A 22,164-nucleotide genomic window follows, 5' to 3' on the forward strand; every position below is an offset into this window, starting at 1 on the left:
GCGCTGCCTTCCTGAGAAGTCGGGGTCAGCTCTGACGGCCGTGCATGAGGACCGGGTTGGCGTAGACGGTGCCGGAGGTGGAGGTGACGATCGCCTGGATCTCGACCTTGACCGCGGTGGTGTACACGGCGGAGAAGGTGGTGCTGATCAGGTCCGTGTAGTCGAACTCGGTGCCCGCGGCGACCGTCGGCCCCCACTGGGCGCTGTTCACCAGCACCCGGACCTGACCGGTCGCGCCGGAGCCGGCCGCGGTGCTCAGCCGCAGCCGCATCTTCGGCTGCCAGACCGGGTTGTACGACATCGCGATCGTCGCCCAGGACGTCGAGGCGGTCTGCGGCCAGCGTGCCTGCGCCGTGTCCTGCGGGGGCAGCATGGCCAGCCAGGGCCGGGCCAGGCCGCCGCTGTTGACGTCGTCGGAGATGATCTCGCGGTCGCCGCTGTCGTAGATCCGTAGCGGCTGGAGCGAACCGGCGCTGCCGTCCCCGTTGAACAGGGTCATGGCGAGGCTGCCGGTCTGGCGGTGGATCTCCAGGCCGTACTCGTCGTCCTTCCACGAGCCCACCCGGAACATCGTGTCGGTGCTGCCGGGCCGCTGGACCAGGAAGGTGCCGCCGTCGGTGACCTTCAGGGTGCCGTCCTTGATCTCCACCTCGCCGCCGGTGATCGTGTTGAGGGCGGGACGGGTGTTGACGGCGGTGGACAGCTGTTGGATACGGCGTTCCATCTGGGTGAGCCGGTCGATGATGTCTTCGGGGAGCTGGGGCATCAGACCTCCTCCAGGTAGAGCTCGGCGGTGTCGGGGCGGCCGCGCTGGGCGGGGCTGACCTTGACTCCGATGACCCGGTAACGGGCGTCCAGCCCCTCGGTCCACCACTCGTCGGTGATCCGGAGGCGGACGGTGCGGCCGAGCAGCGCGGACGGCACCAGGTCGTCGAGCCGGACGCTGATCTCGGGGATCACCACGGCTCCGGTGCCCTCGGCGAGTTCGGCGTTGGCCAGGGACCGCAGGATCGTGGTGCTCGCGATGTCGTTGTGGTCCGAGGCGAGGTCGACGCGCGGATAGCCGACTGCGATCAGGGCCTCGCCGTCCGGGATGTCGGCGTCGGCGAACAGCGGGCGGGACTCCACGGCCTGGTTGGTGTTGTCGGTGGCGCCGCGGGCCCGGGCGGTGGTCCCGCCGCGGGTGGCGTCGCGCGGGAACGTGTACGACAGGATCGTGCCGGGTCGGTCCATCACCAGGTCGGTGCTGCCGGTGGTGATCTTCGGACTGCCCAGCCGCAGCCGGCGGACGCGGGTGCCGGTGACCGGGTCGCGGTACACGGCGATGTAGTGCTCGAAGCCGTTCTCCAGGGCGGCCAGGGCGTCGATCGCCTCCAGGTAGACGGTCTCGTCGCCGTCGCGGTACGACACCGAACGGAGCCGCCCCGAGGTCTCGCTCCCGTAGGTGATGCCGATGTCGCCGCCCGTCGGCGCGGGAGGCGTGCCGTCGTCCACGAGCTCGCCGGTCTGGAGGTGCCGCCACAGCCGGCGGGCCACCTCCAGCTGGTCGTCGCTTCCCGGGAACCTGAGGTCCTGGCGGATACGGCGGCGGCCCGCGTACGACTCGAAGGTCGCCGCCTGGATGCCGAGGGTGAGCACGCCCCGGTCGTCGCTCTGCAGGGTCGATGTCCAGATGATGCCGCCCCACCACAGGTCGTTGCCGCGCTGGAGGTAGACCGCGGTGCGGCCCTCCTCGATGCGGCGGACGCGGGCTGCCATCTCCGGGTTGGGGACGGGGACGGTGCCGGAGAGGGATCCGGCCCTGCCGATGTAGTCGTCGACGGTGACGTCCCGCAGGGGCAGGATGTCGATGGTGTCGTCGGTGCGCAGATCGCAGAAGATCGCGCGGTACGGCGTGTTCGTGTTCGTCATGACGCGGCCTCGTAGGTGGCGTTGCCCACGATGGTGTGCCCGGCGGCCCAGGTCCACGGCGTGAGCGAGTCCAGCCCGCCGGTGTTGGGGATGGCGGTGGCGGTGGGCCGGCCCGAGGCGAGGATCAGCTCGAAGGCCGTGGTGGTGGAGAGGTGGAGGCGTGCCGTGGCGCGGTTGGCGGCGTCGGCGGCGGCGAGCTCGGCGAAGCCGATCAGCAGGCGCGTCGAAGCCGCGGCGACCGGCAGCCCGAAGCGCCAGTTGTCGTTCGTGGAGGGGCTGGTGCCGAAGGACGTGGTGCTGCCGAACGTGATCGCGAAGTTCAGGTGCACGGTCGTGCCGAACTTGACGTACCGGCAGCTGAGCGAGGCGTTGCCGAAGGCGGGGGGCGCCGCCCCGGTGCTGGTGACCCAGGTCGGCGTCCAGCTCTGCCAGGTGGGGAGGACCGGGTAGTCGGTCCAGGCGGTGCCGCTCCAGCGCTGGAGCTGGCCGCCCAGGTCACGGTACTGGCCGGGGTAGGCGCCGGTGGAGGTGTCCGTCGTCACCGGGAGGATGCCGCCGACGCCGACCGTGGCGGTGCGGCGGCCGGCCAGCGCCGAGGCCCAGGCGATGCCGCCGGTGCCCGCGCTCGCGTTGGCCGGCACGGTGACCTCGTACAGCGGAAGCGACAGGCCGGGCGCCGCCGGTGCCGTCGGGGCCGCGGCCGGGGTGCCCGGGACGATCTCGACGACGGCTTCGGTGCGGCCGGAACCGTCGTGGGCCTGGTCGTAGATCCGTAGGACGAGCAGATCGACGCGGTTGTGCTGGGCGTTGCCGTCCGCGAACGTCACGGGCGAATACTCGGTGAGGGCGACCGGGTAGGCGCCCCTGGCATCGGTGCTCTGGAGCACGGCACGGCCGGGGCTGACCGTGGCGGACATGCTGTTCGCGGTGCCCGTGAGCGTGAAGCCGGAGATGCGGGAGGCGCCGTCGGAGGAGCCCGGCAGGACACCGGAGCGGGTGGCGACGGGCGAGGTCGGGGTCAGGGCGCCGAGCGAGACGAGGCGGGTGTCGTCACGGGACTGGCCGTCGGGGGAGAGCCATCCGGAGCGCACGGGCATGGTCGACTCCTTTCGGGAGAACGTGCGGGAGCGGGACGCCGGTTCAGGCGATCGGGTCGACGCGCAGGAAGATGGTGTCGAACGCGCAGGTGAAGCTCGCGTTGCTGGACCGGTGCATCGCGGTGACGGTGTAGGTGGAGCCGGCGGCGAGGGAGTTCAGGCGCAGCTGGGTCGACGTCGACTTGGCCACGGCGCCCGAACCGGACGCGGCCCGCTCGTCGTCCGCCGCCCAGATCACCGTGGAGCCCAGCGTGACCTGCGGGGACATGTGCGCCTGCGCGGTCTCGCCGCCCGAGGACATCCGGGCGCCCAGGCCGATGACCACGGAGCCGGACGGCGGAGCGGTGAAGTTGAGCGTGAGCGCCGTGACGGCGGTGGAGGCCAGGGCGGCGGTGTACGTCGTCGAGGCGGTGGTCCCGGCGTCCAGCGACGAGGCGAACGCCGGACCCGGCACGGCGGGCAGCCAGGCGCTGCCGTTCCAGCGCTGGAGCTGGCCGAGCGAGGAGTCGCGGTACTGGCCCGTGTAGCCGCCGGTGGTCAGCACCCCGGCCGGGACGACCCCGCCGACGCCCTTGGGGTAGGGCACCCAGGCCGTGGAACTCCAGCGCTGGAGCGTGTCGTTGACGTCCCGGTAGTGGCCGGGGTAGCCGCCGGGCGCGGTGTCGTCCGAGCGGGTCGGCAGGATGCCGCCGACCGGGACGGTGGTGGGGCGCAGGTCGATACGGGCGTTGTCCCAGTCGATGCCGCCGCTGCCGGCGCCGGCGTTCTTGGCCACCGCGACGCTGAACAGGACGAGGGAGGCGTCCGGGGCCGCGGGGGCGACCGGCGTGGCGGCCGGGGTGCCGGGGACGATCTCGACGACGGCCTCGGCGCGGTCGAAGCCGTCGTAGTCGTCGTCGTAGATCCGCAGGACGACGAGGTCGACGCGGCCGAACAGGGGATCGCCGGCGGCGAAGGTGAGCGGGACCGGTTCGGTGACGGCGACCGGATAGGCGCCGCGGGCGACGGACGTCTGGACGACGGCCCGGCCCACCCCGACGGTGGCGGTCATGCCGCCGGCGGTGCCGTTCAGCCAGAGTCCGGTGACCCGGTACAGGCCGTTCTCGGAGCCGGGCAGGACACCGGAGCGTCCCTTGATGTCGGTGACCGGGGTGACCGCCCCGATCTGGGTGACCCGGGTGTCCTCCCGGGTCTGGCCGTCGGGTGACAGCCAGGCGGAACGTACGGTCATCGCGTGTCCTTTCGTCAGGAGGCGGACTCGTAGGAGCCCCAGATCGACAGGACGTCGCCGGCCTGCCAGGTGTAGGGCACCGACTTGGTCCAGCTCGCCGCGGCCGTGCCCGAGGCGACGGTCAGCCTCGTGGCCACGCCGCCGTTGGCCGTCCCCAGCTGGGCGGCGCCCTGGAAGAACCGGAAGCCGTTGCTGCTGAAGCCGACGACGTTCAGCAGGATGTCGGTCATCCAGCCCGATGCCGGGAGGAACGGCATGGAGAGGGACCAGGCGCCCGTGGCGTCCAGCGCGGCGAGGTTGGTCGTCGTGCCCATGGCCAGCCGTACGCGGACGTGGACGAGGTTTCCGGTCTTGACGTACCTGCCGTTGAGGCTTCCGTTGCCGACCACGGGCGCGGGACCCACGGACGAGTACCAGACGGGCGTGTAGTTGGTCCAGGTGGGGACCCGCTGGTACGAGACCCAGGCCGAGCCGTCCCAGCGCTGCAGGGTCCCGTCGGAGCTGTCCCGGTACTGCCCGGTGTAGCTGGCCGTGGTCACCGTCCCGGCGGGGGCGATGCCGCCCAGGGCGCTCGGGTAGCCGACCCATGCGGAGCCGTCCCAGCGCTGGAGGGCGCCGCCGGAGTCCCGGTACTGGCCGGGGTAGGCGCCGTTGCCGCTCTCGCCGACCGCCGGCAGGATGCCGCCGACCGCGACGGTGGGCGTCCGCAGGTCGATGGCGCCGTTCCAGTTGACGCCGCCGTTGCCGGCGCTGCTCCCTGCGGGGACCCTGACCTGGTAGATCGGCAGCCCGATGCCCGGCACGGCGGGCACGGCGGGGGTGGCGCCGGGGGTGCCTTTGATGATCTCGACCGAGGCCTTGGTGAAGCCCGAGTCGTCGTACAGGTCGTCGTAGATCTTCAGGACGACGAGGTCGATCCGGGGGTTGGAGGCGTCGCCGTCGGCGAAGGTGAGGGTGATCGGCTCGGCCAGGGCGACCGGGTAGGCGCCCTGGTTGCTGTCTGCCTGGATGACGGCCCGGCCCTCGTGGACGGTGGCGGTCATGGTGCCCGCGCCGCCCTCCATCCAGAAGCCGGAGAGGCGGTACTGGCCGTCGTAGGAGCCGGGCAGGATGCCGGAGCGGACGTCCAGCGGGTTGGCCGGGGTGGTCGCGCCGAGTTGGGTCAGCCGGGTGTCCTCGCGGGTCTGGCCGGTCTCGGCCACCCATGAGCTGCGCAGGTTCATCTGCTGTCTCCTGTGGTCTTCGGAGGGAACTCCGGAGGAAGGGTGCGGGTGAGGTGAGGGCCCGTCAGAACGCGTCAGGCCCTCAGCCACTCGGCCGTGAGGTTGGTGGCGTAGCCGGCGCCGCCGAGCGTGCTGACGGCGGAGCCGGAGTTCTGCAGCGCGTGGAGCGCGAGCTTGTCGCCCGCCGCGCACCTGAGCAGGGCGGTGCCGCCGACCGAGGTGATGGCCGGGCCCGCGCCGATCAGCCAGGTGGCGCGCGGGACGCCGGTGCCGTTGAGGTGGACGCGCGCGCCGCGCGAACCCGAGGTGGACTCGGTGAACCAGCTGACGTTGGCCGCCACCCGCCACCAGCCCGCCCTCGGCACCGTGTAGGTGTTGGATCCCGACCAGGCGGCCGCGTCGTCCACGTCCGTGCTCTGCATGCTCACCTGCGTCCACGTGCCGTGGGCCACCGACTGCATGCCGGTCTGCGAGACGCTGAGCAGCAGGGTGGCGCGGCCCTCCGCGTAGATCCACGCCGAGCCGTTCCACCGCTGGAGCAGGCCGGCGGAGTCCTCCCGGTACTGGCCGGGGTAGCCGCCGGTGGCGACGGTGCCGGCGGGGGCGATGCCGCCGACGGACTTCGGGTACGGGACCCAGGCGCCGCCGTCCCAGCGCTGGAGCGGGCCGGTGGGGTCCTCCTGGTACTGGCCGGCGTAGGTGCCGGCGGTGAGGGTGCCGGCCGGCGGGATCCCGCCGACGCCCTTGGCGTACGCGACCCAGGCGGCCCCGTCCCAGCGCTCCAGGACGCCCGCGTTGTCCCGGTACTGACCGGCGTACGCGCCGTTGAAACCGAAGGCGGGGACGATGCCGCCCAGGGCCACCGTCGGGTAGCGCAGGTTGGTGACGGCGGAGTCCCAGGCCAGTCCGCCGACGCCGGCCGACGCCCCGGCGGGCACCAGGATCCGGTAGAGCGGCAGGGTGCTGCCGGCGGGGCCGACCGGCTGCTGGGGCGTGGCCGCGGGGGTGCCCTTGACCAGCCGGACGCGTGCCACCGTGTCCGCGGTGCCGTCGTAGGCGCTGTCCTGGACGACGAGTTCGACCAGGTCGAGCCGCTGGTGCGTGGGGTCGCCGTCGTCGACGGTCAGGCTCTCGGGTTCGGTCACCGCCACGGGGTAGGCGCCCTGGCCGGTCCGGCCGCCCTGCACGAAGGCGCGGCCGGTGCCGATCGTGAGCGTCATGCCCCCGGGGGCGCCGGTGAGCGCGAAGCCGCCGGGGACGATGCCGCCGCGGGCCTTGAGCGGGATGTTCTCGGCGACCAGGGCGTTCGGGGTGAGGAGTCCGGACAGGGTGACCCGGGTGTCCTCCCGGGTCTGGCCGGTCTCCGTGAGCCAGGCGGCTCGCACGGTCATGGGATCACCACTCCGCTTCTCGCCAGCGCACCGTCATCTGCGCGCCGGTGCCGTAGACGTCGGGTCGGAAGGCCAGCTGGGCGCGGCCGGGGGCGAAAGCGAAGAGTTCCTCGGGGCTGCTGTCGGCGGCCGCGGTGTGCCGGCGGGAGGCGGTGCTGTTGAGGGTGACCGTGCCCGCGGCGGTGTCGACGACGAGCTCGTCGCCCGTGGCCAGCGCGATCTCGTAGCGCAGTCGCTGTGCCGAGGTCCGGTCGGTCACCGTCGGGTTGGCGCACGGGCCGGTGAAGGTGATCACCGGGTGGGTGGGCGCCGAGCCGCCGTTGTCGGCGTTGACGTCCCCGGTGGAGGTCGCCTGTCCCCAGTACAGCGGCCAGGTCAGCGGCCAGGTCAGACCGCTCTCCGGCTGCGGGGCGCCGGTGACGGCGCTCTGCTCGGTGACCGAGTAGCGGCGCGGGTCGGTGGCGTACCACTGCACGGACGCCCGGGAGACGCCCTGCGTGGTGTACGTCCGGTCGGCGGCCAGCACCCGCTGGCTGACCCGGGCCCGTACGGCCAGCGTCTCGCCGTGCAGCCGCACCGCCAGCCAGCGCTCCGCGTCGCCCAGCAGCAGGGCCTGGCGCAGGACGCGGGTGGCGGCGAGCGAGGAGGCGGCGCCGTCCTGTGCCGGGACGGTCCACACCGTGCCGCCGACCTTGCGGGGCTTGGCGTAGCGGGCGCCCGGCCAGGCGCCGTGCGCGGTGGGGTGGTCGGCGTCGGAGGAGTCGTACTCCGGCAGGTCCTCCCAGCCGCTGAGGCCGCTGCGGTCGATCTCGTACGGGGTGCCGGGGCCCATCAGCAGTCCGGCCCACTGCATCTGCCCGTCGCGGGTGATGAGTGAGCCGGGGGCGGCGTCCTCGGTGTAGTCGGTGTATGCGGTTGTCGTGAACTCGGCCATCGGGCCGTCACCTCACTCTTGTGTGCGGGCTCGTGCGCGGCTCGGGTGCGGGCCTCCGCGTGGGCTCGGGCGCGGGCCTCTGCGCGGGCCCGTGCGCGGGTTCAGGCGCATGCGTGTGCCGCGGCCAGGAAGAGCAGGTCCTCCGCGGTGCCCCGGGCGCCGGTGCCCGCGCTCTCGTGGAACTCCTTGACGCGGTGTGGCGGCGCTGACGTCCGTGACCCGTGCCGCCGGGCGAGCGTCCGCTGCCGCTCCAGGGCGGTCAGCGGCAGCACCCGGCCCGCGCCCCGGGAGGCGCCGGGGACGGCGACGCCGCCCTCCGCGAGCATCGGGATCTTGTTCAGGTGGATGCCGAACTTCTTGCCGAGGATCGAGAAGCTCAGGGAGTTGAGCCCGTCGATGACCCAGTTGGCGAAGGCGACGAGCCCCTGGATCGGCCCCTTGACCACACCGGCCACGGTCTGCGCGCCGGTCGTCACGAACTTCCCCATCGCGCCCAGGGTGTTGGACGTGGCCTCCTTGATCCGGGTGAACATCCGGGGGAGGTCCTTGGTGATCCAGTCCAGCGCCGGCTTCACCGCGTCCTTGAAACCCCGCCAGACCGACGCCACCCTGCCGCTGAGCGCCCGGGTGTCCCCGGTGGTCAGCGCCTTCAGGACGGCGAAGCCGGTACCCACGAGCGCGCCGATCACGGTGAGCGCGGTCGTGATGACACCGAGGTAGACGGTGACGTACGTGTTCACCGCGCTCGCGATGCCCTTGAGCAGCGGCGTCATGACGGTCAGATAGCCCTCGACGTACTTCAGTACGAGCGTGGCGAGCTGCTGCATCAGCCGCTGCCCGGTCTCGGAGTTCATCGCGAGGTCGAGCAGCCATCCGGCCACGGGGAGCAGCAGCCCGGTGACGAAGCCGATGGGGTTGGCGCGGGTGAGCGCGTTGATGATCAGCATGACGCCGGAGCCGATGGTCATGGCGGTGCCGAAGGTGCCCATGAGGTCGCCGAGCGGGCCGGCGATGCTGAGCAGCCCCGCGACGAGAGCCACGACCCCTCCGAGTCCCGACAGGAGTTTGCCCAGGGATCTGGAGGAGCCCTTTGCCCCGCCGCCGGCGGACTTCATTCCGGTCGCGGCGGTGGTCGCTGTCTGTCCTGCCCGGGCGACGGAGCGGGTGGCGGCTTCGGCGTTCGCCTTCGTCTGCCGTACCGCGGTGCTGCTCTGGTCGGTGACGGACTGGACGCGGTCGGCGGCGGTGGCTGCTTTCGTGACAGCGCCCTTGAGCGAACGCAGGCTGCCGCCACTCTGCTCGAGCCGACTGCGAAAGGTACGCAGGGCGGGCCGGACTCCCACGAGCGGATCGGCCGTCCATCCGCCCGCGGTCCTCTTGGCGGTACTCATCCGCGTGCCTTCGCCAGGAACATCAGGGCGTCGGCGGTCCGCTGCGGGCTGCTGCTCTCGGCCGCGTAGTAGTGCTCGATGTGCAGCGCGCCGCCCGCCCCGGCGGCCCCGGCGTACGCCGGGCCCTGCGCGGCGGCCCGCCTCAGCAGCCGCTCGAGCTTGCTCAGCGGCAGGACGGCCTCCGCCTCACCGGCCTCGGCGAGGATCGCAGGGACACCGCCGGAGCGGGGCATGACGACACCGCCGGTGGCCAGCATGGGGATTCTCGGCAGGCTGACGCCGAAGGTCTTGCCGCCGACGCCCGGGACCCAGCCGGGGATGGACACCTTGATGCCGTTGAGAGCGCCGATGGCACGGTTGATGATGCCGATGACCGCGTTGATCGGGCCCTTCACGGCGCTCGTGATGCCGTCGAAGGCACGGCTCGCGATGCCCTTGAGGCCGCCCCAGATACTGGACAGCTTGTCCTTGACGGCCTTGAAGGCGTTGGGGATCGCGGACTTGACCCAGTTGACGACCGGTGAGATGACGGCCTTGATGCCCTTCCAGACACCGGAGACGACCGTCTTGATCGCGTTCAGCGCGGTGCTGATGACCTTCTTCCAGGTGTTGACGTAGGTCTTGATGACGGTGGCGATGGCTTTGACGACCGTCGAGATCGCCTTTTTGATGCCGTCCCACACCGACTTGATCAGCTTGGCCGCGTTCTTCATGATCGGCCCGATGGCCTTCATGACGCTGCCGATCACGGACTTGATGACGCCGAAGGCCGTATTGAGGACTTTCTGCATGGTCTTCGACTTGGTCGCCATCTCGACGACCTTCTCGATGAGCGGCGCCAGAAGCTGCATGAGCATGCCGAAGAAGTTGCCCTTCATCGACTTGTTCATCTTGTCCTGGCCCTTGGCCGCCTTGCCCGCCCCGGACTCGTACTTGCCGAGATTCGTGCCGGCGGTGGAGCCGGTCTTGCCGGCCTTGGAGACGGCCTTGTCGGCCTGGTCGGAGGCGGTCTTGAGGTCCTTCAGTTCCTTCTCGGCACCCTGGGCGGCGGACTTCAGCGTCTTCAGCTGGCCCGCGCTCTTCTGACCGGCGCTGCCCAGGTTCTTGGCGGCGGTCGCCGCTCCTGAAGCCTTCGTTCTGAAGTCCTGCAAGGCTCCCGAGGTTCGGCTCAGGGATCGTACGAGAGACATTCAACCCTCCGGATGTGTCGTCAATGGCCTGTGGGGAGGACGGGACGCGGAGCTACCGGGCGCGCGGCGGCGGACCGGGGCTCATGCGCCGCCGTCGAGCCCGGTCCGCAGTCGGCCGGCCTGGTCGACGACGCCACGGAGCGCCTCCTCGGCGGTCCGGGCATCCCGGGTGGCGTTGCGCAGTGCCTCCGTCGACGGCGGAGGTCCTGCGGGGCCCTGCCTGCCCTGGCGCCCCTCTGCACCGCGTGGGCCCCGTCGGCCCAGGCGGCCGCGCTCGCCGCGCGGTCCCCTGCGCCCCTCACGGCCTTCGCGACCCCTGGGACCTTCGGGGCCCTGGGCTCCGCGTGGTCCCTGAGCACCGGTGCCACCGCCACCGCCGGTCTGCCGGGTGAGAACGCCCCACTCGTTGTAATCCAGGTTGAGCCGCTTCTTGATGAGCTCCTCAAGGCTGAAAAGCGACGGGAGGCTGGCGTTGAACGGGACGAACTCCGACTTGAGGACGGTGAGTTCCGTCTTGATACCGTTGAACTCTGTCGGAACCCACTCGGTCAGGCCCTTCAGGTCGTTGAACCACTTGGGTTTCTGGGCCTCCTGCTCGGCATCGTGTTTCTTGATCGCCCCCTCGATCTCCTCGGTGACGTCGGGGTCGTGTTTCTTGATGGCCCCCTGGATCTCCTTGGTGATGTCGGAACGGGCCTTGTCCATCTCTGCTTGGCTCACGTAATCGGGCATCTGGGTCCTCTCGTGCGGCGCGGGGTCCGGACATGGCGATGCCCCCTCCCGCGGGGCGGGAGAGGGCATCGGTGAGGTCGTGCGGGGGTGGGGTCAGGAAACGGCGCCGGCCACGGCGGCTGCCAGAAGCAGCAGACCGACGAGCGATTGGATCACGAGACCGGCGTGTGACCCGAACGAGGAGAGGTAGTGCCTGCTCTCGGCGGCCGACGGGTTCCGCGCGTCGAACACGACGGGAAACTCCTCCCCCTCCCATGGCGCCGGCTTGGGGGCGGTGACGAGGGCCCAGGCCTCTTCGCCTTCGGCTGTGCGGAAGGAGCAGTTCAGCCGCTCCACGTTCGAGCCGCCGCGGCGGATCCGCTCCCGGCAGACGGCAAGTGTTTCCACTCCGCGCTTTCTCAGCCGCTGGTTCCGTAGTTGCTGAGGAATGAACAGAAGTGACGTGATCGCGAAGGGCACGGCGATGATCAGGAATGGAATGGCGTAGTTCGTGGTGCCCGCGAGCGTGGTGTACAAGTCCGTTCCTCCCCCTGGCGGCCGCGATGCGCGAGGTGCCGAAGCCTACAAGCGGGCGCGCGGGCAAGGAGAGGTTTCGTTTCGTTGCCCGTGGACCGGTCCGGGGAGCCTTACGGCTGACGTCGACCCCGCCGCACCCGCCCCGCTTCCGTCAGCGCGTCCGACCAGCCGGCAGCGTAGGCGCGGGACTCCCGAGCGAGCAGTTCTTCGTACACCCGGTCGAGCAGGGCCTCGCGGTCGCGGGGTGTGGTGTGCAGGAGATGGGCGAGGCGGGTGTAGGTGTCGATCGGCTGCTTCGGGGAGTTGCTCGTGCCAGTCGCCATGTCGGCCTGCTTTCCGGTCTGTCCGCTGGGCTGTGGTACAGGTGGCGCCTCTGGGGCGTTCGAAACGCGTGTTCGAACTAGTGTACGAGTAATCCAGTGGTGTCGTTCCGTGTTTGGCGAGGACCGTCCGTCGCCCGGCGGTCGGGACCTGCGGCGATGCCGGGGGTGCGCCCGAAGTGATGCCAAGCTCCGTGGAGTAGGATCCGGCCGTTCTCCCGTCGAGTAGGAAAAGGTGAACAGCGGCGCTCCATAAGGGAACTGAGTGGCCGCCAGACGACGGTGGACGGCGACGGGCAGCCGTCCTCGCGCGGGGGCGCGATGGGGCAGGGGACGAGAGCAAGGCCTATGGGGTGGACGGGGACGCGAGCAACGTGCGGCGCGAGCATGTGATCGACTGGCTCGAACAGGCCTCCGATCTGCCGCATCTCATCGCCCGTGTCTCGGAGCTGGTTCACCTGCTCGGCTATGCGCCGGACGAACTGGTGGTCCTTCCCCGGAGCGAACTCGACCGACGGGAACTGGCCGCGTACAGCGCGGGCTGGGCCGACGTCGTCGACGAACAACTGCCCGCGATACGCCGCGCGTACGAGGAGCGGATCACCGCCGCCTATCTCCAGGGCCAGGAGGACGCCCGCACCGGCCGCCGTCCTCGCCGGGCCCGGCGGGCCGAGGGGGAGCACGAGCACGAGCGGGGCGGCGAGGTCATTCCGCTTCCCTATGTCGAACTGCTGCGCGCTCCGTCCGCATGGACGCGAGTGGAGGAGCGCGGCGAACGGGAACGGTCGGTGGCGGACGGGAGTCCGGCGCAGGCGCCGGCACTTACGCCTGCCGGGGAGGAACACGGGAGCGGGGGAGAGGGCGGGGTCAGGGGCGCGGAGGCGTCGCACGGCGACCGGCCCGGCCCGCACGGCGACCGGCCCGGCCCGCACGGCGACCCGGGTTCGGCCGACATCGTTCAGTCGACGGTGCAGCCGGATGCGACGAGCCCGGTGGACGGTGCGGACGAGGCGCAGGCGGGCTCCGGTGCCGAGGCGGACATCCTGGTCTCCGCCCGCGAGGTGCGGGAGAAGCGCGTCACGCCCCCCGACCGGCGACCGGTGGTCCGGCGCAACGGTCGGCCGAGTGTGCCCCCGCTGACCCTGCCCGGCGACCTCGGAGCCACCGGGCGGGAGAAGGGGCGCCGACCCGACGGGCCGGGAAACGCGGAGCGGCCCCCGCACGAGCGGACCGAACCGTCGGTACAGCCCGGGCACTCTGCCGAGGCCGGGCACTCTCGTGGGCCCGGGGGTGAGCCCGGGCACTCTGCCGAGCCCGGGCACTCTGCCGAGGCCGGGCACTCTGCTGAGTCGGGGCAAGCGGATCCACCGGGTGCGCCCGGCGAGTCCCGGCCCCGGCTGTCCGACAAGGCACGGGCCCTCGCGGACGGACTGGAGGGCCGGGCCGGCGGCCGACGCCAGGACGAGCGGAAGGGCCCTTCGGAAGCCCGCTGAGCGGAGCACAGCGGTGGCAGCCGCTCCCGAGTCGGGGTCTCGCTCACCCCGTCACCCCGGATCAGCCGAAGAACCGCACCAGTTGGGACGCGGACGGCGCCTCGGTCGGCTCGTTCCGGCCGGGCTGCCCGGACTGCCCGGGGACTGCCTGCCCCGCGTCCTCGCCGTACGCCTCGTACGAGGCGTCGTCCTCGTCCTCGTCGTCGTCGGCCTCGCCGTCCCCGGCCAGGTCCGCCGGACGTGGCACCGGAGCCGGCGCTTCCGGTTGGTCTCCCTCCTCCGAGTTGACGCAGGCGAACATCCAGTTGGCGGCCGCCAGATGGTCCACGGCGGCGGCCAGCAGGTGGTCGGTCACCGACCACTCGGCGGCCTCGCCGTGCAGTTCCCGGTTGAGCGCGCTGTCGCGCGGCAACTGCTTGATGAGCACCGCGAGCCGCCGCGCGGAGAGGCGCTCGCGGTGCCAGTCGAGCAGATCGATCCCGTAGTAGCGGAGCAGGTCCGCCTCGAGGGCCTCGGCGTGTTCGTCGACGAACCCGACGAGGCTCAGCCTTCCCCCAGGCCGAGCCCGGTCTCCTTGCCGTAGGCCTCCAGGATCGCGGCGATGTCCTGCATGGTGACCTCGTGCCGCTCGAAGCGGGCGAACTGCTGTTCGCCCATGAGCAGCCCGAGCAGCCCGTCCACGTCGTTGTCGTCGAGCTCCCGCAACGCCTTCGCGGTGGCGCGGGTCAGCTCCGTGGGCAGGGTGAAGCTCTCGTCGTCGAGCTCGAAGGACCAGGTGCGGCCGAGGGCTTCGAGGCGCTGGGCGCGGGCGGCGTTGACGTCGAAACGGGCCATGGCGATGGGTGCTCCTTGGGTCGGAGGAAGAGGGATGGGGCCCGGGGCGGGGCGGACGCGGAGCCCTTGCGGGCGGCGGCCCGCCCCGCCCGGGCGGGTCAGGACGCGGCGTACGCGGCGTCCTTCATCACGAAGCTGGCCAGCGCCGAACCGTCGGCGGCGGCCATCGCCGTGTAGGTGATGCCGAGCTGGGCCGCCGACTTGCGGGCCAGCTTGATGTCGTCCGCCGCGGTGACCTGGCCCCGCGGAACACCGAAGCGGTAGGTCACCGTGGCGCCGTCGGAGGCGCGGACGTCCGTGAACTCCAGACCGAGCGCGCGCACGTCGGCGTACGGGCGGTCGGCGATCTCGTACTTGTAGACGCCGGTCGAGCCGGTGACGGCCTCGACCGCGCCGCCGCCCATGAAGAACGGCAGCGTGTCCTCGTTGAACTGCATCAGCGAGAACTTCAGGGTCAGGTCGCGGTCCGAGTACACGAAGTGCACCGGGCTCACGGCCTGCCACACATCGATCGGCTCCAGCTTGTCCTTCTTGCTGAAGGTGACGCCGTCACCGGAGGTGAAGCCGAGGTTCTTCCAGCCGGTGGCCCAGTCGGTGGACGGGTCGGTGGAAAAGGTCGTCGGAACCTTGGTGTCGGCGGCGGCGACGTAGAGCCGGCCGACGCCTGCGATGCGGATCTCGGAGGAGTTGGTTCCTGCCATGGGTGGGTCTCCTTATGAAGGGGTGTGCAGGGGGTGGAGCGAACTGGCGTGGTGCGGTGGTGCTGGTGCCGGCTCCCGGTGGACCACGGGGTCCGGGTCCGGGTCCGGGTACGGCGAAGGCCCCGCCGTGCGGACGGCGGGGCCTTCGGTCTGTGGGGCACGGAGCGGGAACCGCTCGCGCGGGACACGTCGGCGAATGGGCCGGCGGACGACGCGGCGGACGTCGCGGTGGACGTCTCAGTACACGTCCAGGAACACCTTGAGCACGCCGACGTAGCGGTTGGCCGCGGAGTAGAGGTAGTCGGGCAGCCAGCGCGGGCCGTCCTGCTCCTCCACCTCGGTGATGAGGTTCGTGCCGTACCGCTTGCCGGCCGCGGCCAGCAGCGCGCGGCGGGCGGAGTTGGCCAGGACGTGCGCGGCCTGCTTGGTCGGGCCGTACACCTCCAGCTCGATCAGCGGCTGGTCGACGTGCAGCTCGCCGATCCACGCGCCGCCGCGCCGGTTGACGAGGACGGCGGCGGTCGTGCCGTCGAAGTTCGCGGGGGGATCGACGGCGACGAGCGCCGTGGAGAGCGCCGAGTCGGCCTCCAGGATGTCGACGACCAAGGCCTCGACGTCCGGGAAGACGCTCGGTGGGGTGGGTGTGGTCATGCCGGGTCACCTCGCCGGGAAGAAGGGGAAGTCGCCGGGCGGGCGCCGCGCGGGGGGCGGGGAAGGGGAGGCGCGCGGCGCCTCGGCCCGGCGTACGGCGGCGGGTGCGGCCCGCTCGGGGCTCGCGGGCACAGCTCCGCCGCTGCACCAACTGTGACAGACGAGCGTGCGCGCACGCAACTAAAACGGCGAGGAAGATGCGAGCGGAAGTACGGGAGGGGCTGGAGCGCAGGTCAGGAAGGGAGAGGCTCGACGGGCCACGGTGGGCTGGGAGTCCGGGGCTCAGGGTTCGGAGCTCGGGGCTCAGGGTTCTGGGCTACGGAGTCCGGGGCTCAGGGTTCGGAGCTCGGGGGTTCTGGGCTCGGGGTTCGGAGTTCGGAGCTCGGTGGAGCCAGGTGGAAGTCGTGATGCCGTCGATCGGAGCTCCCGTCGGCCCACGGGCGCCCTTCGATCGGAACGGCGGACGACCGGCGGCTCGGGTCGGTCAGTCGGCGACGGGCAGGGCCGCCGTCGCGGCAGTCTCAACCAGGACCCGCCTGTCCGCCCGAACCTGCGTCACCCCGGCATCGGCGTCGGCATGGACGCCGGCGCCGGCGTCCGCCTCGCTGGGCAGGAACTGTTCCACCACCCTGACGAACATCTCCCGCCGGTCGGCGGGCACGCCCAGCAGGTCGGCGACCTCCTCCAGCGTGGGGCGGCGGCCGGATTCCGCGCCGGGCGCGGGCGAGGGCAGGTGGTCGTGCGGGTCGGCCAGTTCCTCCGCGGTCAGCCGGCCGGAACGGATGAGCATGTCGCGGACCGGCACGCCCAGCACGCGAGCGAGTCGGCGGGTGGTCTCGAGGTCCGGCATGCTCTGCCGCTGGAGCAGCCGGGTGACCGCGGCGCGATGCACGCCGGCCTCGTCCGCGATCCGTGACTTGCCGCCGCCGCGTGGGCTGTCGATGTCGTAGCCGCGTTCGCGCATGAGGTCTTCGACCCACGCGGCGAATGCGTCCAAGCCCTGGTTGGTCATGTCTTTCTCTCTTCCTTCGGGGGTGGGCAAGAGTTTAGCTTGCTTGCGCGCGCGGAATTACGTGCTCTCGGGCAAGCACTGAGGAAAATTCGTGCGGTTCGTGGAGATTCGGGGGACGTCGAGCCGCGTGGTGGGCCGAAATTCGTTGCGGGCGCGCACGCAATCTGTAAGTCTGGGAAACGTTCACCCTGCACCCGTCCGGTGCGGCTCGTTCACGAACCCAGGGGGTCCCATGTCCATGCCCGAAATGAGTTCCTGCCCGTCAGCCCCCGGATGGCAGTCGGCGGCCGCCTGTTCCGGGCTCTCCCCGCGGGTCGTCTTCTCCAAGAAGGCCAGGGACGCGGCCCCCGCGCTCCGGGCCTGCGCCGGCTGCCCCGTGCGGCGGGCCTGCGAGGAGGCGGTGGCACCTGCCGAGAACTGGTTCGACGGCGTCTGCGGCGGCCGTCTCTGGCGCTCCGGCCGCCCGGTCCCCGTACCCGCGCACCTCCTCGCCCCGGTCCCCGTACCAGCGCACCTCCTCGCCCCGGCCGCCCTTCCGGCGCACCCTCTCGCCCCGATCCCCCTTCCCGTGCACCGTCTCGCCCCGACCCCCGTGCGCGCGCACCTACTGCCGCCGACCGCGGGCCTCGCGCACCTCCCGGCCCAGGGAGGCACCCGTGCCTGAGGCATGCGAGGACCGGCCCACCGCCCAGGCCGCGCTCTGGATCGGCACCCTCCTCCAGCAGTTCCCCGAGCTGTCCACGGAACTGGTTCCCGGCCGCACGACCGCCGCCCACCGCCCCTCCGCGCCGCGGCCCCCCGCCGATCTCGACGCCCGCCTGCGCGAGGAACGCGCGGAGCGGCTGCTTCTCGAGCAGCGCCACGGCCTCGTCGCCCCCGGCCACGGCGCGGCCCCCCTCCGGCTGCACGTCTCCGACGCCATCCGCGACATCACCGACGGCGTCCTCGAACTGGAGGAGGCGGTACGCGACCGGCTCGGCCTGCCCCGTCCGCGCCGCGCCCCCGTGCCCGAGCGGTTGCGCCGGATCGCGTCCCTCCTCGACCGGGTGGCCGCCGACACCCTCCTGGCCGCGCACGTGCGCGACGAGACCCGCCGGATGGCCCGCCGCTGCGCCCGCGCGCTGGGCGACACCGAGACCGTCGTCCGGGTCGCCGGTCGCTGCCCCTGGTGCGACTCGGTCTCCCTGCGCGCCTTCCCCGACCGCGCGGCCGTTCTCTGCGTCAACCCGGCCTGCCGCTGCCCGGAACCGGACTGCGGCTGCCACGACGACCCGGCCTACCGGCACACCTGGGACGAGGGGGAGTGGACACCCGCATGAGCATCCCCGACCACTGCGCCCCGGACGGGCCCACCCGGGACCGGTCCACCCAGGAACAACGCACCCCGGACCAGCCCGCGCCGGACCAGCCCGCGCCGGACCGAGGCACCCCCGACCGCTCCACCCCGGACGGGCCCACCCGGGACCGGCCCACCCGGGAACAACGCACCCCGGACCAGCCCGCGCCGGACGGGTCCGCGCCGGACCGAGGCGCCCGCGGCCGAGGCGTCGCCCCCGGCCGACGCGTCTCCGGCCGACCGGCGCTCATTCCCGGTCCGCTCGCGGCCCAGGAGGTCGGTGTGGCTCCCGCGACCATCCGCAAGTGGGTGCAGCTGGGCCACCTCAGCCCGGCCGGCAAGGCGGGACGGGCTCAGCTCTTCCGCCTGGAGGACGTGTTCGCCGCCGAGCGCAAGACCCGCCGGGCCAGGTGATCCGGCCCCGTTCACCGCACTCCCGGACCGGGGCCGTGGGATCCCCGACCGGGGCTACGGGATTCCCAACTCGAAGATCACATAGTGCGCGTACCACCCCGAAGCGATGGCCGCCGTCCCGAAGAACACCGCCAGACTCGGCCACTTCAGCCGGCTCATCGCCGCCGCCGGGGCCAGCAGCAGCGGGAAGACCGGCAGCAGGTACCGCCCCGTGTTGCCGAACATCTGCTGGGTGCCCAGCACGGTGATCACGCTGGCCAGCGTGTACGCGACCAGCACCAGCGGCGGTCTCTTGCGCAGCATCAGCGCGATGAGGAAGGGCAGCGCCAGCACCAGCTGCACGCCGAGGAGATCGGGGACGGAGAACGCGAACAGGTAGTCGTGGCGGCCGATCGCCGTGTTGCCCAGCACGTCGAAGGTGTAGGAGCCGAAGTCGAAGTAGTGCGCCCACCCCTCGCGCTGGAGCGTGAAGTACGCGGTGAGGTCGCCCATGCTGAGGCCGACCCAGGTGACGTAGGTGAGCAGGCCGAGCGGCGCGGCGAACATGGCGTACAGGGGCCCCGACACCCCGTGCTCGCGCCTGCTCTCCCGCCGCGCCAGGGTCACGATCGCGGCCAGTCCGACCGCGCCGATGAGCGCCGCGGAGGTCGGCCGGTTGAGCCCGGCCACGAAGGCGAGCAGCCCCGCCGCGACCCACCGCCGCTTCATCACGCAGTAGCAGCACCAGGAGGCGATGGCGACGAAGACCGACTCCGAGTAGACCGCCCACTCCACGCCCGCGCCGGGCACCACCGCCCACAGCCCGGCCGCGATCGTGCCCGCCCGCACCCCGGCCAACGTCGCGATCACGGCGTAGACGCCGGCGGCCGCGACGAAGGAGGCGACGACCGAGACCAGGACCCCGGAGCCGTACAGCCCCAGCCCGGTGATCTCGGAGACGCCCCGGATCAGGCCCGGGTAGAGCGGGAAGAAGGCGACCGAGTTCTGCTTGACGGTGAACAGCCCGCCCGGGGCGAGCTGCTCCAGCGGGCGGGGGTCGTACCCCTTCTCGGCGACCTGGAGGTACCACCAGCCGTCCCAGGTGGCCAGGACGTCCCACCAGTGGGCGCCGCCGCCGAAGCGCGGGTTCTTCTTCTGGTAGTCGTCGGCCCACTCCAGGAGCCAGGCGAACACACTCAGGCCCACCAGCTTCGTGACGCCGTAGAGAAGCAGCGGGGCAAGGTACGGTCGTACACCGTCCGGCAGGGTGAGGCGGCGCGGTCGCCGCGAGCGCTCCTTTGGCCCGTCGGGCACGGCGGGGTCCGTCGCCGTGTCGCTGGAAGCCGTGCTCATGGCTGGGGTCCCCCCTCGGCCGATCGCCGGACGGTCAGGGGCGGCACCGCTGTCCGGATGATCGTGAAGTTTGCTCATAAGAGTGCGGTCATAAGATCGCAACAGAGTCGCACATGTGCGCCACAGGTTGGGGGAGGACGGGTGACCGCAGCGCCGAACACCACGGCCACGGCGACCGTCTTGTCGGTCGTCATACCCATGTACAACGAGGAAGAGGTCCTGCCCGCGCTGGTCAGCCGGCTGCGCCCGGTCCTGGCGGACCTCGGCGTCGGCTACGAGGTCGTCGCGGTGGACGACGGCAGCACCGACCGCACGGCAGAGCTGCTGGCCGCCTTCCGGCTCGGCTGGCCCGAACTGCGGGTCATCGGCCTGCGCCGCAACTCCGGCCACCAGGCCGCCCTCACGGCGGGCCTGGACCGGGCGCACGGCGCGTACGTGGTCAGCATCGACGCCGATCTCCAGGACCCGCCCGAGAAGATCCCCGAGATGCTCGGGCTGGCCCGTGCCGAGAGCCTCGACATCGTCTACGGCATCCGCGCCGACCGGGCCAGCGACACCGGCTTCAAGCGGTGGACGGCCGGTCTGTACTACCGGCTCGTCCGCCGTCTCGCGGGACCGTCCGTCCCGGCCCAGGCCGGTGACTTCCGGCTGCTCAGCCGGGCCGCCGTGGACGCCCTGAAGGCCCTGCCGGACCAGCAGCGGGTCTACCGCCTCCTCGTGCCCTGGCTGGGCTTCCCCAGCGGCGAGGTCACCTACGAGCGCGCCCCGCGGCCGGCCGGCCAGAGCAAGTACCCCCTCGGCCGGATGATCCGGCTGGCCGTCGACAGCGTCACGGGCTTCTCGGCGGCCCCCCTGCGCATCGCCACCTGGCTGGGCGGCTTCGCGTTCCTGGTCTGCCTGGCCCTGATGATCTACACCCTGAGCGCCCACGCCTTCCAGCACACCGTCCCCGGCTGGACGTCCCTCTTCATCGGCGTGCTGTTCATCGGCGCGGTCCAGCTGATCTGCGTGGGCCTGCTCGGCGAATACGTCGGCCGCATCTACACGGCCGTACAGAACCGTCCGACGTACTTCATCGGCCACGACACGGCGGCGGCCACGGCGACGGGCGGGGCGACGGGCGAGGCGGCGGACACCGCGACAGCCGGAGGGGGGAACACGGCGGCGGCCGGAGCGGCGGACCCGGCGGCAGGTGCGGTGGCGCGGCCGGCCCGGGCCGGCGACCCGGCGGTGCCGTCCCCGGCGGGGCCGCCGGCCGAGCCCCCGGCGGGCTCCGCGGACGCTCCGGCCCCGGTATCACAGGGGCTGGGACGGCGCTCGTAAACCTCCGGCGTGTCGGTGGCGGGGGTTCTGTTTTGACCGGAGTGAATGCGCTAGGTACGCTCAGACCTTGTGCCTGGGGTGTGCCCTGGCCCTCGTGCGTGTCTTCAACCGCACACGGGGCCCAGCTAGCGGCCACCGTGATCTGTGCCTCTTCCTCCCTAGCGGCGGAAGTCCGCGGGATCCGACACACCCGACCGCGTGGGTCGGCGAAGTTCCAGGTTAGCTTCACCATTCGGCACACAGAAACCGGAGAAGTAGTGCCTACGATCCAGCAGCTGGTCCGGAAGGGCCGGCAGGACAAGGTCGAGAAGAACAAGACGCCCGCACTCGAGGGTTCGCCCCAGCGTCGCGGCGTCTGCACGCGTGTGTTCACGACCACCCCGAAGAAGCCGAACTCGGCCCTGCGTAAGGTCGCGCGTGTGCGTCTGACCAGCGGGATCGAGGTCACTGCTTACATTCCGGGTGAGGGACACAACCTGCAGGAGCACTCCATCGTGCTCGTGCGTGGTGGCCGTGTGAAGGACCTGCCCGGTGTTCGCTACAAGATCATCCGCGGTTCCCTCGACACCCAGGGTGTCAAGAACCGCAAGCAGGCCCGCAGCCGCTACGGCGCCAAGAAGGAGAAGTAAACAATGCCTCGTAAGGGCCCTGCCCCGAAGCGCCCGGTCATCATCGACCCGGTCTACGGTTCTCCTCTTGTCACGTCGCTCATCAACAAGGTGCTGCTGAACGGCAAGCGCTCCACCGCCGAGCGCATCGTCTACGGCGCCATGGAGGGCCTGCGCGAGAAGACCGGCAACGACCCGGTCATCACGCTGAAGCGCGCTCTCGAGAACATCAAGCCGACCATCGAGGTCAAGTCCCGCCGTGTCGGTGGCGCGACCTACCAGGTCCCGATCGAGGTCAAGCCGGGTCGCGCGAGCACCCTGGCGCTGCGCTGGCTCGTCGGTTACTCCCGCGCCCGCCGCGAGAAGACCATGACCGAGCGCCTCCTCAACGAACTTCTCGACGCGTCCAACGGCCTCGGCGCCGCTGTGAAGAAGCGCGAGGACACCCACAAGATGGCCGAGTCCAACAAGGCCTTCGCGCACTACCGCTGGTAGTCGCTACCCACATCGAGACCGAGAGAAGA

Annotated in this window: 25 protein-coding genes; 7 read left to right on the forward strand and 18 right to left on the reverse strand. The window is 71.7% G+C overall.

The features are described 5' to 3' along the window. Window positions 1–25: 25 nt before the first annotated feature. The 12 genes from ACIPFH_RS38300 to ACIPFH_RS38355 all read right to left on the reverse strand — a co-directional run bounded on the left by ACIPFH_RS38300 (window position 26) and on the right by ACIPFH_RS38355 (window position 11,939). Window positions 26–766 carry a hypothetical protein gene (locus ACIPFH_RS38300; protein WP_401833960.1) on the reverse strand — a complete coding sequence of 247 codons (741 nt, stop codon included), beginning with the start codon at window positions 764–766 and terminating at the stop codon, window positions 26–28. Further along, window positions 766–1,911 (reverse strand): hypothetical protein, encoded by a 1,146-nt coding sequence (locus tag ACIPFH_RS38305; RefSeq protein ID WP_401833962.1) that lies wholly within the window; start codon window positions 1,909–1,911, stop codon window positions 766–768. The genes ACIPFH_RS38300 and ACIPFH_RS38305 overlap by 1 nt, the downstream gene beginning before the upstream one ends. Further along, on the reverse strand, window positions 1,908–3,008 hold the full coding sequence (locus ACIPFH_RS38310; protein WP_401833964.1) for a hypothetical protein: 1,101 nt from the start codon (window positions 3,006–3,008) through the stop codon (window positions 1,908–1,910). Before ACIPFH_RS38310 ends, ACIPFH_RS38305 begins: the two co-directional genes overlap by 4 nt. A gap of 43 nt (window positions 3,009–3,051) precedes the next feature. Next, window positions 3,052–4,239, reverse strand: coding sequence for a hypothetical protein (locus ACIPFH_RS38315; RefSeq protein WP_401833966.1), 1,188 nt, complete (start codon window positions 4,237–4,239; stop codon window positions 3,052–3,054). Window positions 4,240–4,253: 14 nt separating this feature from the next. After that, window positions 4,254–5,462: a hypothetical protein gene (locus ACIPFH_RS38320; protein WP_401833967.1), complete on the reverse strand. Its 1,209-nt coding sequence runs from the start codon at window positions 5,460–5,462 to the stop codon at window positions 4,254–4,256. 74 nt (window positions 5,463–5,536) lie between these two features. Next, the gene (locus ACIPFH_RS38325; protein ID WP_401833969.1) at window positions 5,537–6,853 is read right to left on the reverse strand and encodes a hypothetical protein; all 1,317 of its coding nucleotides are present in this window, start codon (window positions 6,851–6,853) and stop codon (window positions 5,537–5,539) included. A gap of 4 nt (window positions 6,854–6,857) precedes the next feature. Continuing rightward, window positions 6,858–7,787 (reverse strand): phage distal tail protein, encoded by a 930-nt coding sequence (locus ACIPFH_RS38330; protein ID WP_401833970.1) that lies wholly within the window; start codon window positions 7,785–7,787, stop codon window positions 6,858–6,860. Window positions 7,788–7,888: 101 nt separating this feature from the next. Beyond that, complete coding sequence (locus tag ACIPFH_RS38335; protein WP_401833973.1) at window positions 7,889–9,178, reverse strand: tape-measure protein; 1,290 nt, start codon at window positions 9,176–9,178, stop codon at window positions 7,889–7,891. Continuing rightward, complete coding sequence (locus ACIPFH_RS38340; protein WP_401833975.1) at window positions 9,175–10,368, reverse strand: phage tail protein; 1,194 nt, start codon at window positions 10,366–10,368, stop codon at window positions 9,175–9,177. Before ACIPFH_RS38340 ends, ACIPFH_RS38335 begins: the two co-directional genes overlap by 4 nt. Before the next feature lie 81 nt (window positions 10,369–10,449). After that, the gene (locus ACIPFH_RS38345; RefSeq protein ID WP_401833977.1) at window positions 10,450–11,088 is read right to left on the reverse strand and encodes a hypothetical protein; all 639 of its coding nucleotides are present in this window, start codon (window positions 11,086–11,088) and stop codon (window positions 10,450–10,452) included. Between the two features lie 105 nt (window positions 11,089–11,193). Beyond that, entirely contained in the window at window positions 11,194–11,616 is a 423-nt protein-coding gene (locus tag ACIPFH_RS38350) for a hypothetical protein (protein WP_401833979.1), read from the reverse strand. Between the two features lie 110 nt (window positions 11,617–11,726). After that, window positions 11,727–11,939: a hypothetical protein gene (locus ACIPFH_RS38355; RefSeq protein WP_401833981.1), complete on the reverse strand. Its 213-nt coding sequence runs from the start codon at window positions 11,937–11,939 to the stop codon at window positions 11,727–11,729. A gap of 350 nt (window positions 11,940–12,289) precedes the next feature. Here ACIPFH_RS38355 and ACIPFH_RS38360 point away from each other — a divergent pair, with 350 nt between their 5' ends. Further along, a complete protein-coding gene (locus tag ACIPFH_RS38360; protein ID WP_401833983.1) occupies window positions 12,290–13,429 on the forward strand; it encodes a hypothetical protein in 1,140 nt (379 codons plus the stop codon). A gap of 61 nt (window positions 13,430–13,490) precedes the next feature. On the opposite strand, the gene ACIPFH_RS38365 is transcribed toward ACIPFH_RS38360, so the two are convergent. From ACIPFH_RS38365 to ACIPFH_RS38385, 5 genes are all read right to left on the reverse strand, one after another. Continuing rightward, window positions 13,491–13,907, reverse strand: coding sequence for a hypothetical protein (locus ACIPFH_RS38365; protein ID WP_401834021.1), 417 nt, complete (start codon window positions 13,905–13,907; stop codon window positions 13,491–13,493). A 65-nt stretch (window positions 13,908–13,972) separates the two neighbouring features. Then, window positions 13,973–14,263: a hypothetical protein gene (locus ACIPFH_RS38370; RefSeq protein ID WP_054238774.1), complete on the reverse strand. Its 291-nt coding sequence runs from the start codon at window positions 14,261–14,263 to the stop codon at window positions 13,973–13,975. A 98-nt stretch (window positions 14,264–14,361) separates the two neighbouring features. Beyond that, the gene (locus ACIPFH_RS38375; protein ID WP_356262592.1) at window positions 14,362–14,964 is read right to left on the reverse strand and encodes a phage tail protein; all 603 of its coding nucleotides are present in this window, start codon (window positions 14,962–14,964) and stop codon (window positions 14,362–14,364) included. 237 nt (window positions 14,965–15,201) lie between these two features. Continuing rightward, window positions 15,202–15,615 carry a hypothetical protein gene (locus ACIPFH_RS38380; RefSeq protein ID WP_356262595.1) on the reverse strand — a complete coding sequence of 138 codons (414 nt, stop codon included), beginning with the start codon at window positions 15,613–15,615 and terminating at the stop codon, window positions 15,202–15,204. Between the two features lie 484 nt (window positions 15,616–16,099). Beyond that, window positions 16,100–16,627 carry a helix-turn-helix domain-containing protein gene (locus tag ACIPFH_RS38385; protein ID WP_401833985.1) on the reverse strand — a complete coding sequence of 176 codons (528 nt, stop codon included), beginning with the start codon at window positions 16,625–16,627 and terminating at the stop codon, window positions 16,100–16,102. 232 nt (window positions 16,628–16,859) lie between these two features. On the opposite strand from ACIPFH_RS38385, the gene ACIPFH_RS38390 reads away from it, so the two are divergent. The 3 genes from ACIPFH_RS38390 to ACIPFH_RS38400 are packed head-to-tail and all read left to right on the forward strand — an operon-like array spanning window position 16,860 to window position 18,377. Continuing rightward, window positions 16,860–17,291 carry a WhiB family transcriptional regulator gene (locus ACIPFH_RS38390; protein WP_401833986.1) on the forward strand — a complete coding sequence of 144 codons (432 nt, stop codon included), beginning with the start codon at window positions 16,860–16,862 and terminating at the stop codon, window positions 17,289–17,291. Beyond that, window positions 17,284–17,946: a hypothetical protein gene (locus tag ACIPFH_RS38395; RefSeq protein WP_401833987.1), complete on the forward strand. Its 663-nt coding sequence runs from the start codon at window positions 17,284–17,286 to the stop codon at window positions 17,944–17,946. The genes ACIPFH_RS38390 and ACIPFH_RS38395 overlap by 8 nt, the downstream gene beginning before the upstream one ends. Further along, complete coding sequence (locus tag ACIPFH_RS38400) at window positions 17,943–18,377, forward strand: hypothetical protein (RefSeq protein ID WP_401834024.1); 435 nt, start codon at window positions 17,943–17,945, stop codon at window positions 18,375–18,377. Before ACIPFH_RS38395 ends, ACIPFH_RS38400 begins: the two co-directional genes overlap by 4 nt. 54 nt (window positions 18,378–18,431) lie before the next feature. On the opposite strand, the gene ACIPFH_RS38405 is transcribed toward ACIPFH_RS38400, so the two are convergent. Continuing rightward, on the reverse strand, window positions 18,432–19,709 hold the full coding sequence (locus ACIPFH_RS38405) for a hypothetical protein (protein WP_401833988.1): 1,278 nt from the start codon (window positions 19,707–19,709) through the stop codon (window positions 18,432–18,434). A gap of 141 nt (window positions 19,710–19,850) precedes the next feature. Between ACIPFH_RS38405 and ACIPFH_RS38410 the strand changes: the two genes are divergently transcribed. The 3 genes from ACIPFH_RS38410 to rpsG all read left to right on the forward strand — a co-directional run bounded on the left by ACIPFH_RS38410 (window position 19,851) and on the right by rpsG (window position 22,135). Beyond that, a complete protein-coding gene (locus ACIPFH_RS38410; protein ID WP_401833989.1) occupies window positions 19,851–21,032 on the forward strand; it encodes a glycosyltransferase family 2 protein in 1,182 nt (393 codons plus the stop codon). Between the two features lie 257 nt (window positions 21,033–21,289). Further along, on the forward strand, window positions 21,290–21,661 hold the full coding sequence (gene rpsL, locus ACIPFH_RS38415) for a 30S ribosomal protein S12 (protein WP_003948652.1): 372 nt from the start codon (window positions 21,290–21,292) through the stop codon (window positions 21,659–21,661). Window positions 21,662–21,664: 3 nt separating this feature from the next. Beyond that, complete coding sequence (gene rpsG, locus ACIPFH_RS38420) at window positions 21,665–22,135, forward strand: 30S ribosomal protein S7 (protein WP_020132641.1); 471 nt, start codon at window positions 21,665–21,667, stop codon at window positions 22,133–22,135. Window positions 22,136–22,164: the final 29 nt, after the last annotated feature.

It is taken from the genome of Streptomyces sp. NPDC088157 (assembly GCF_044741545.1).
Taxonomy (GTDB): domain Bacteria; phylum Actinomycetota; class Actinomycetes; order Streptomycetales; family Streptomycetaceae; genus Streptomyces.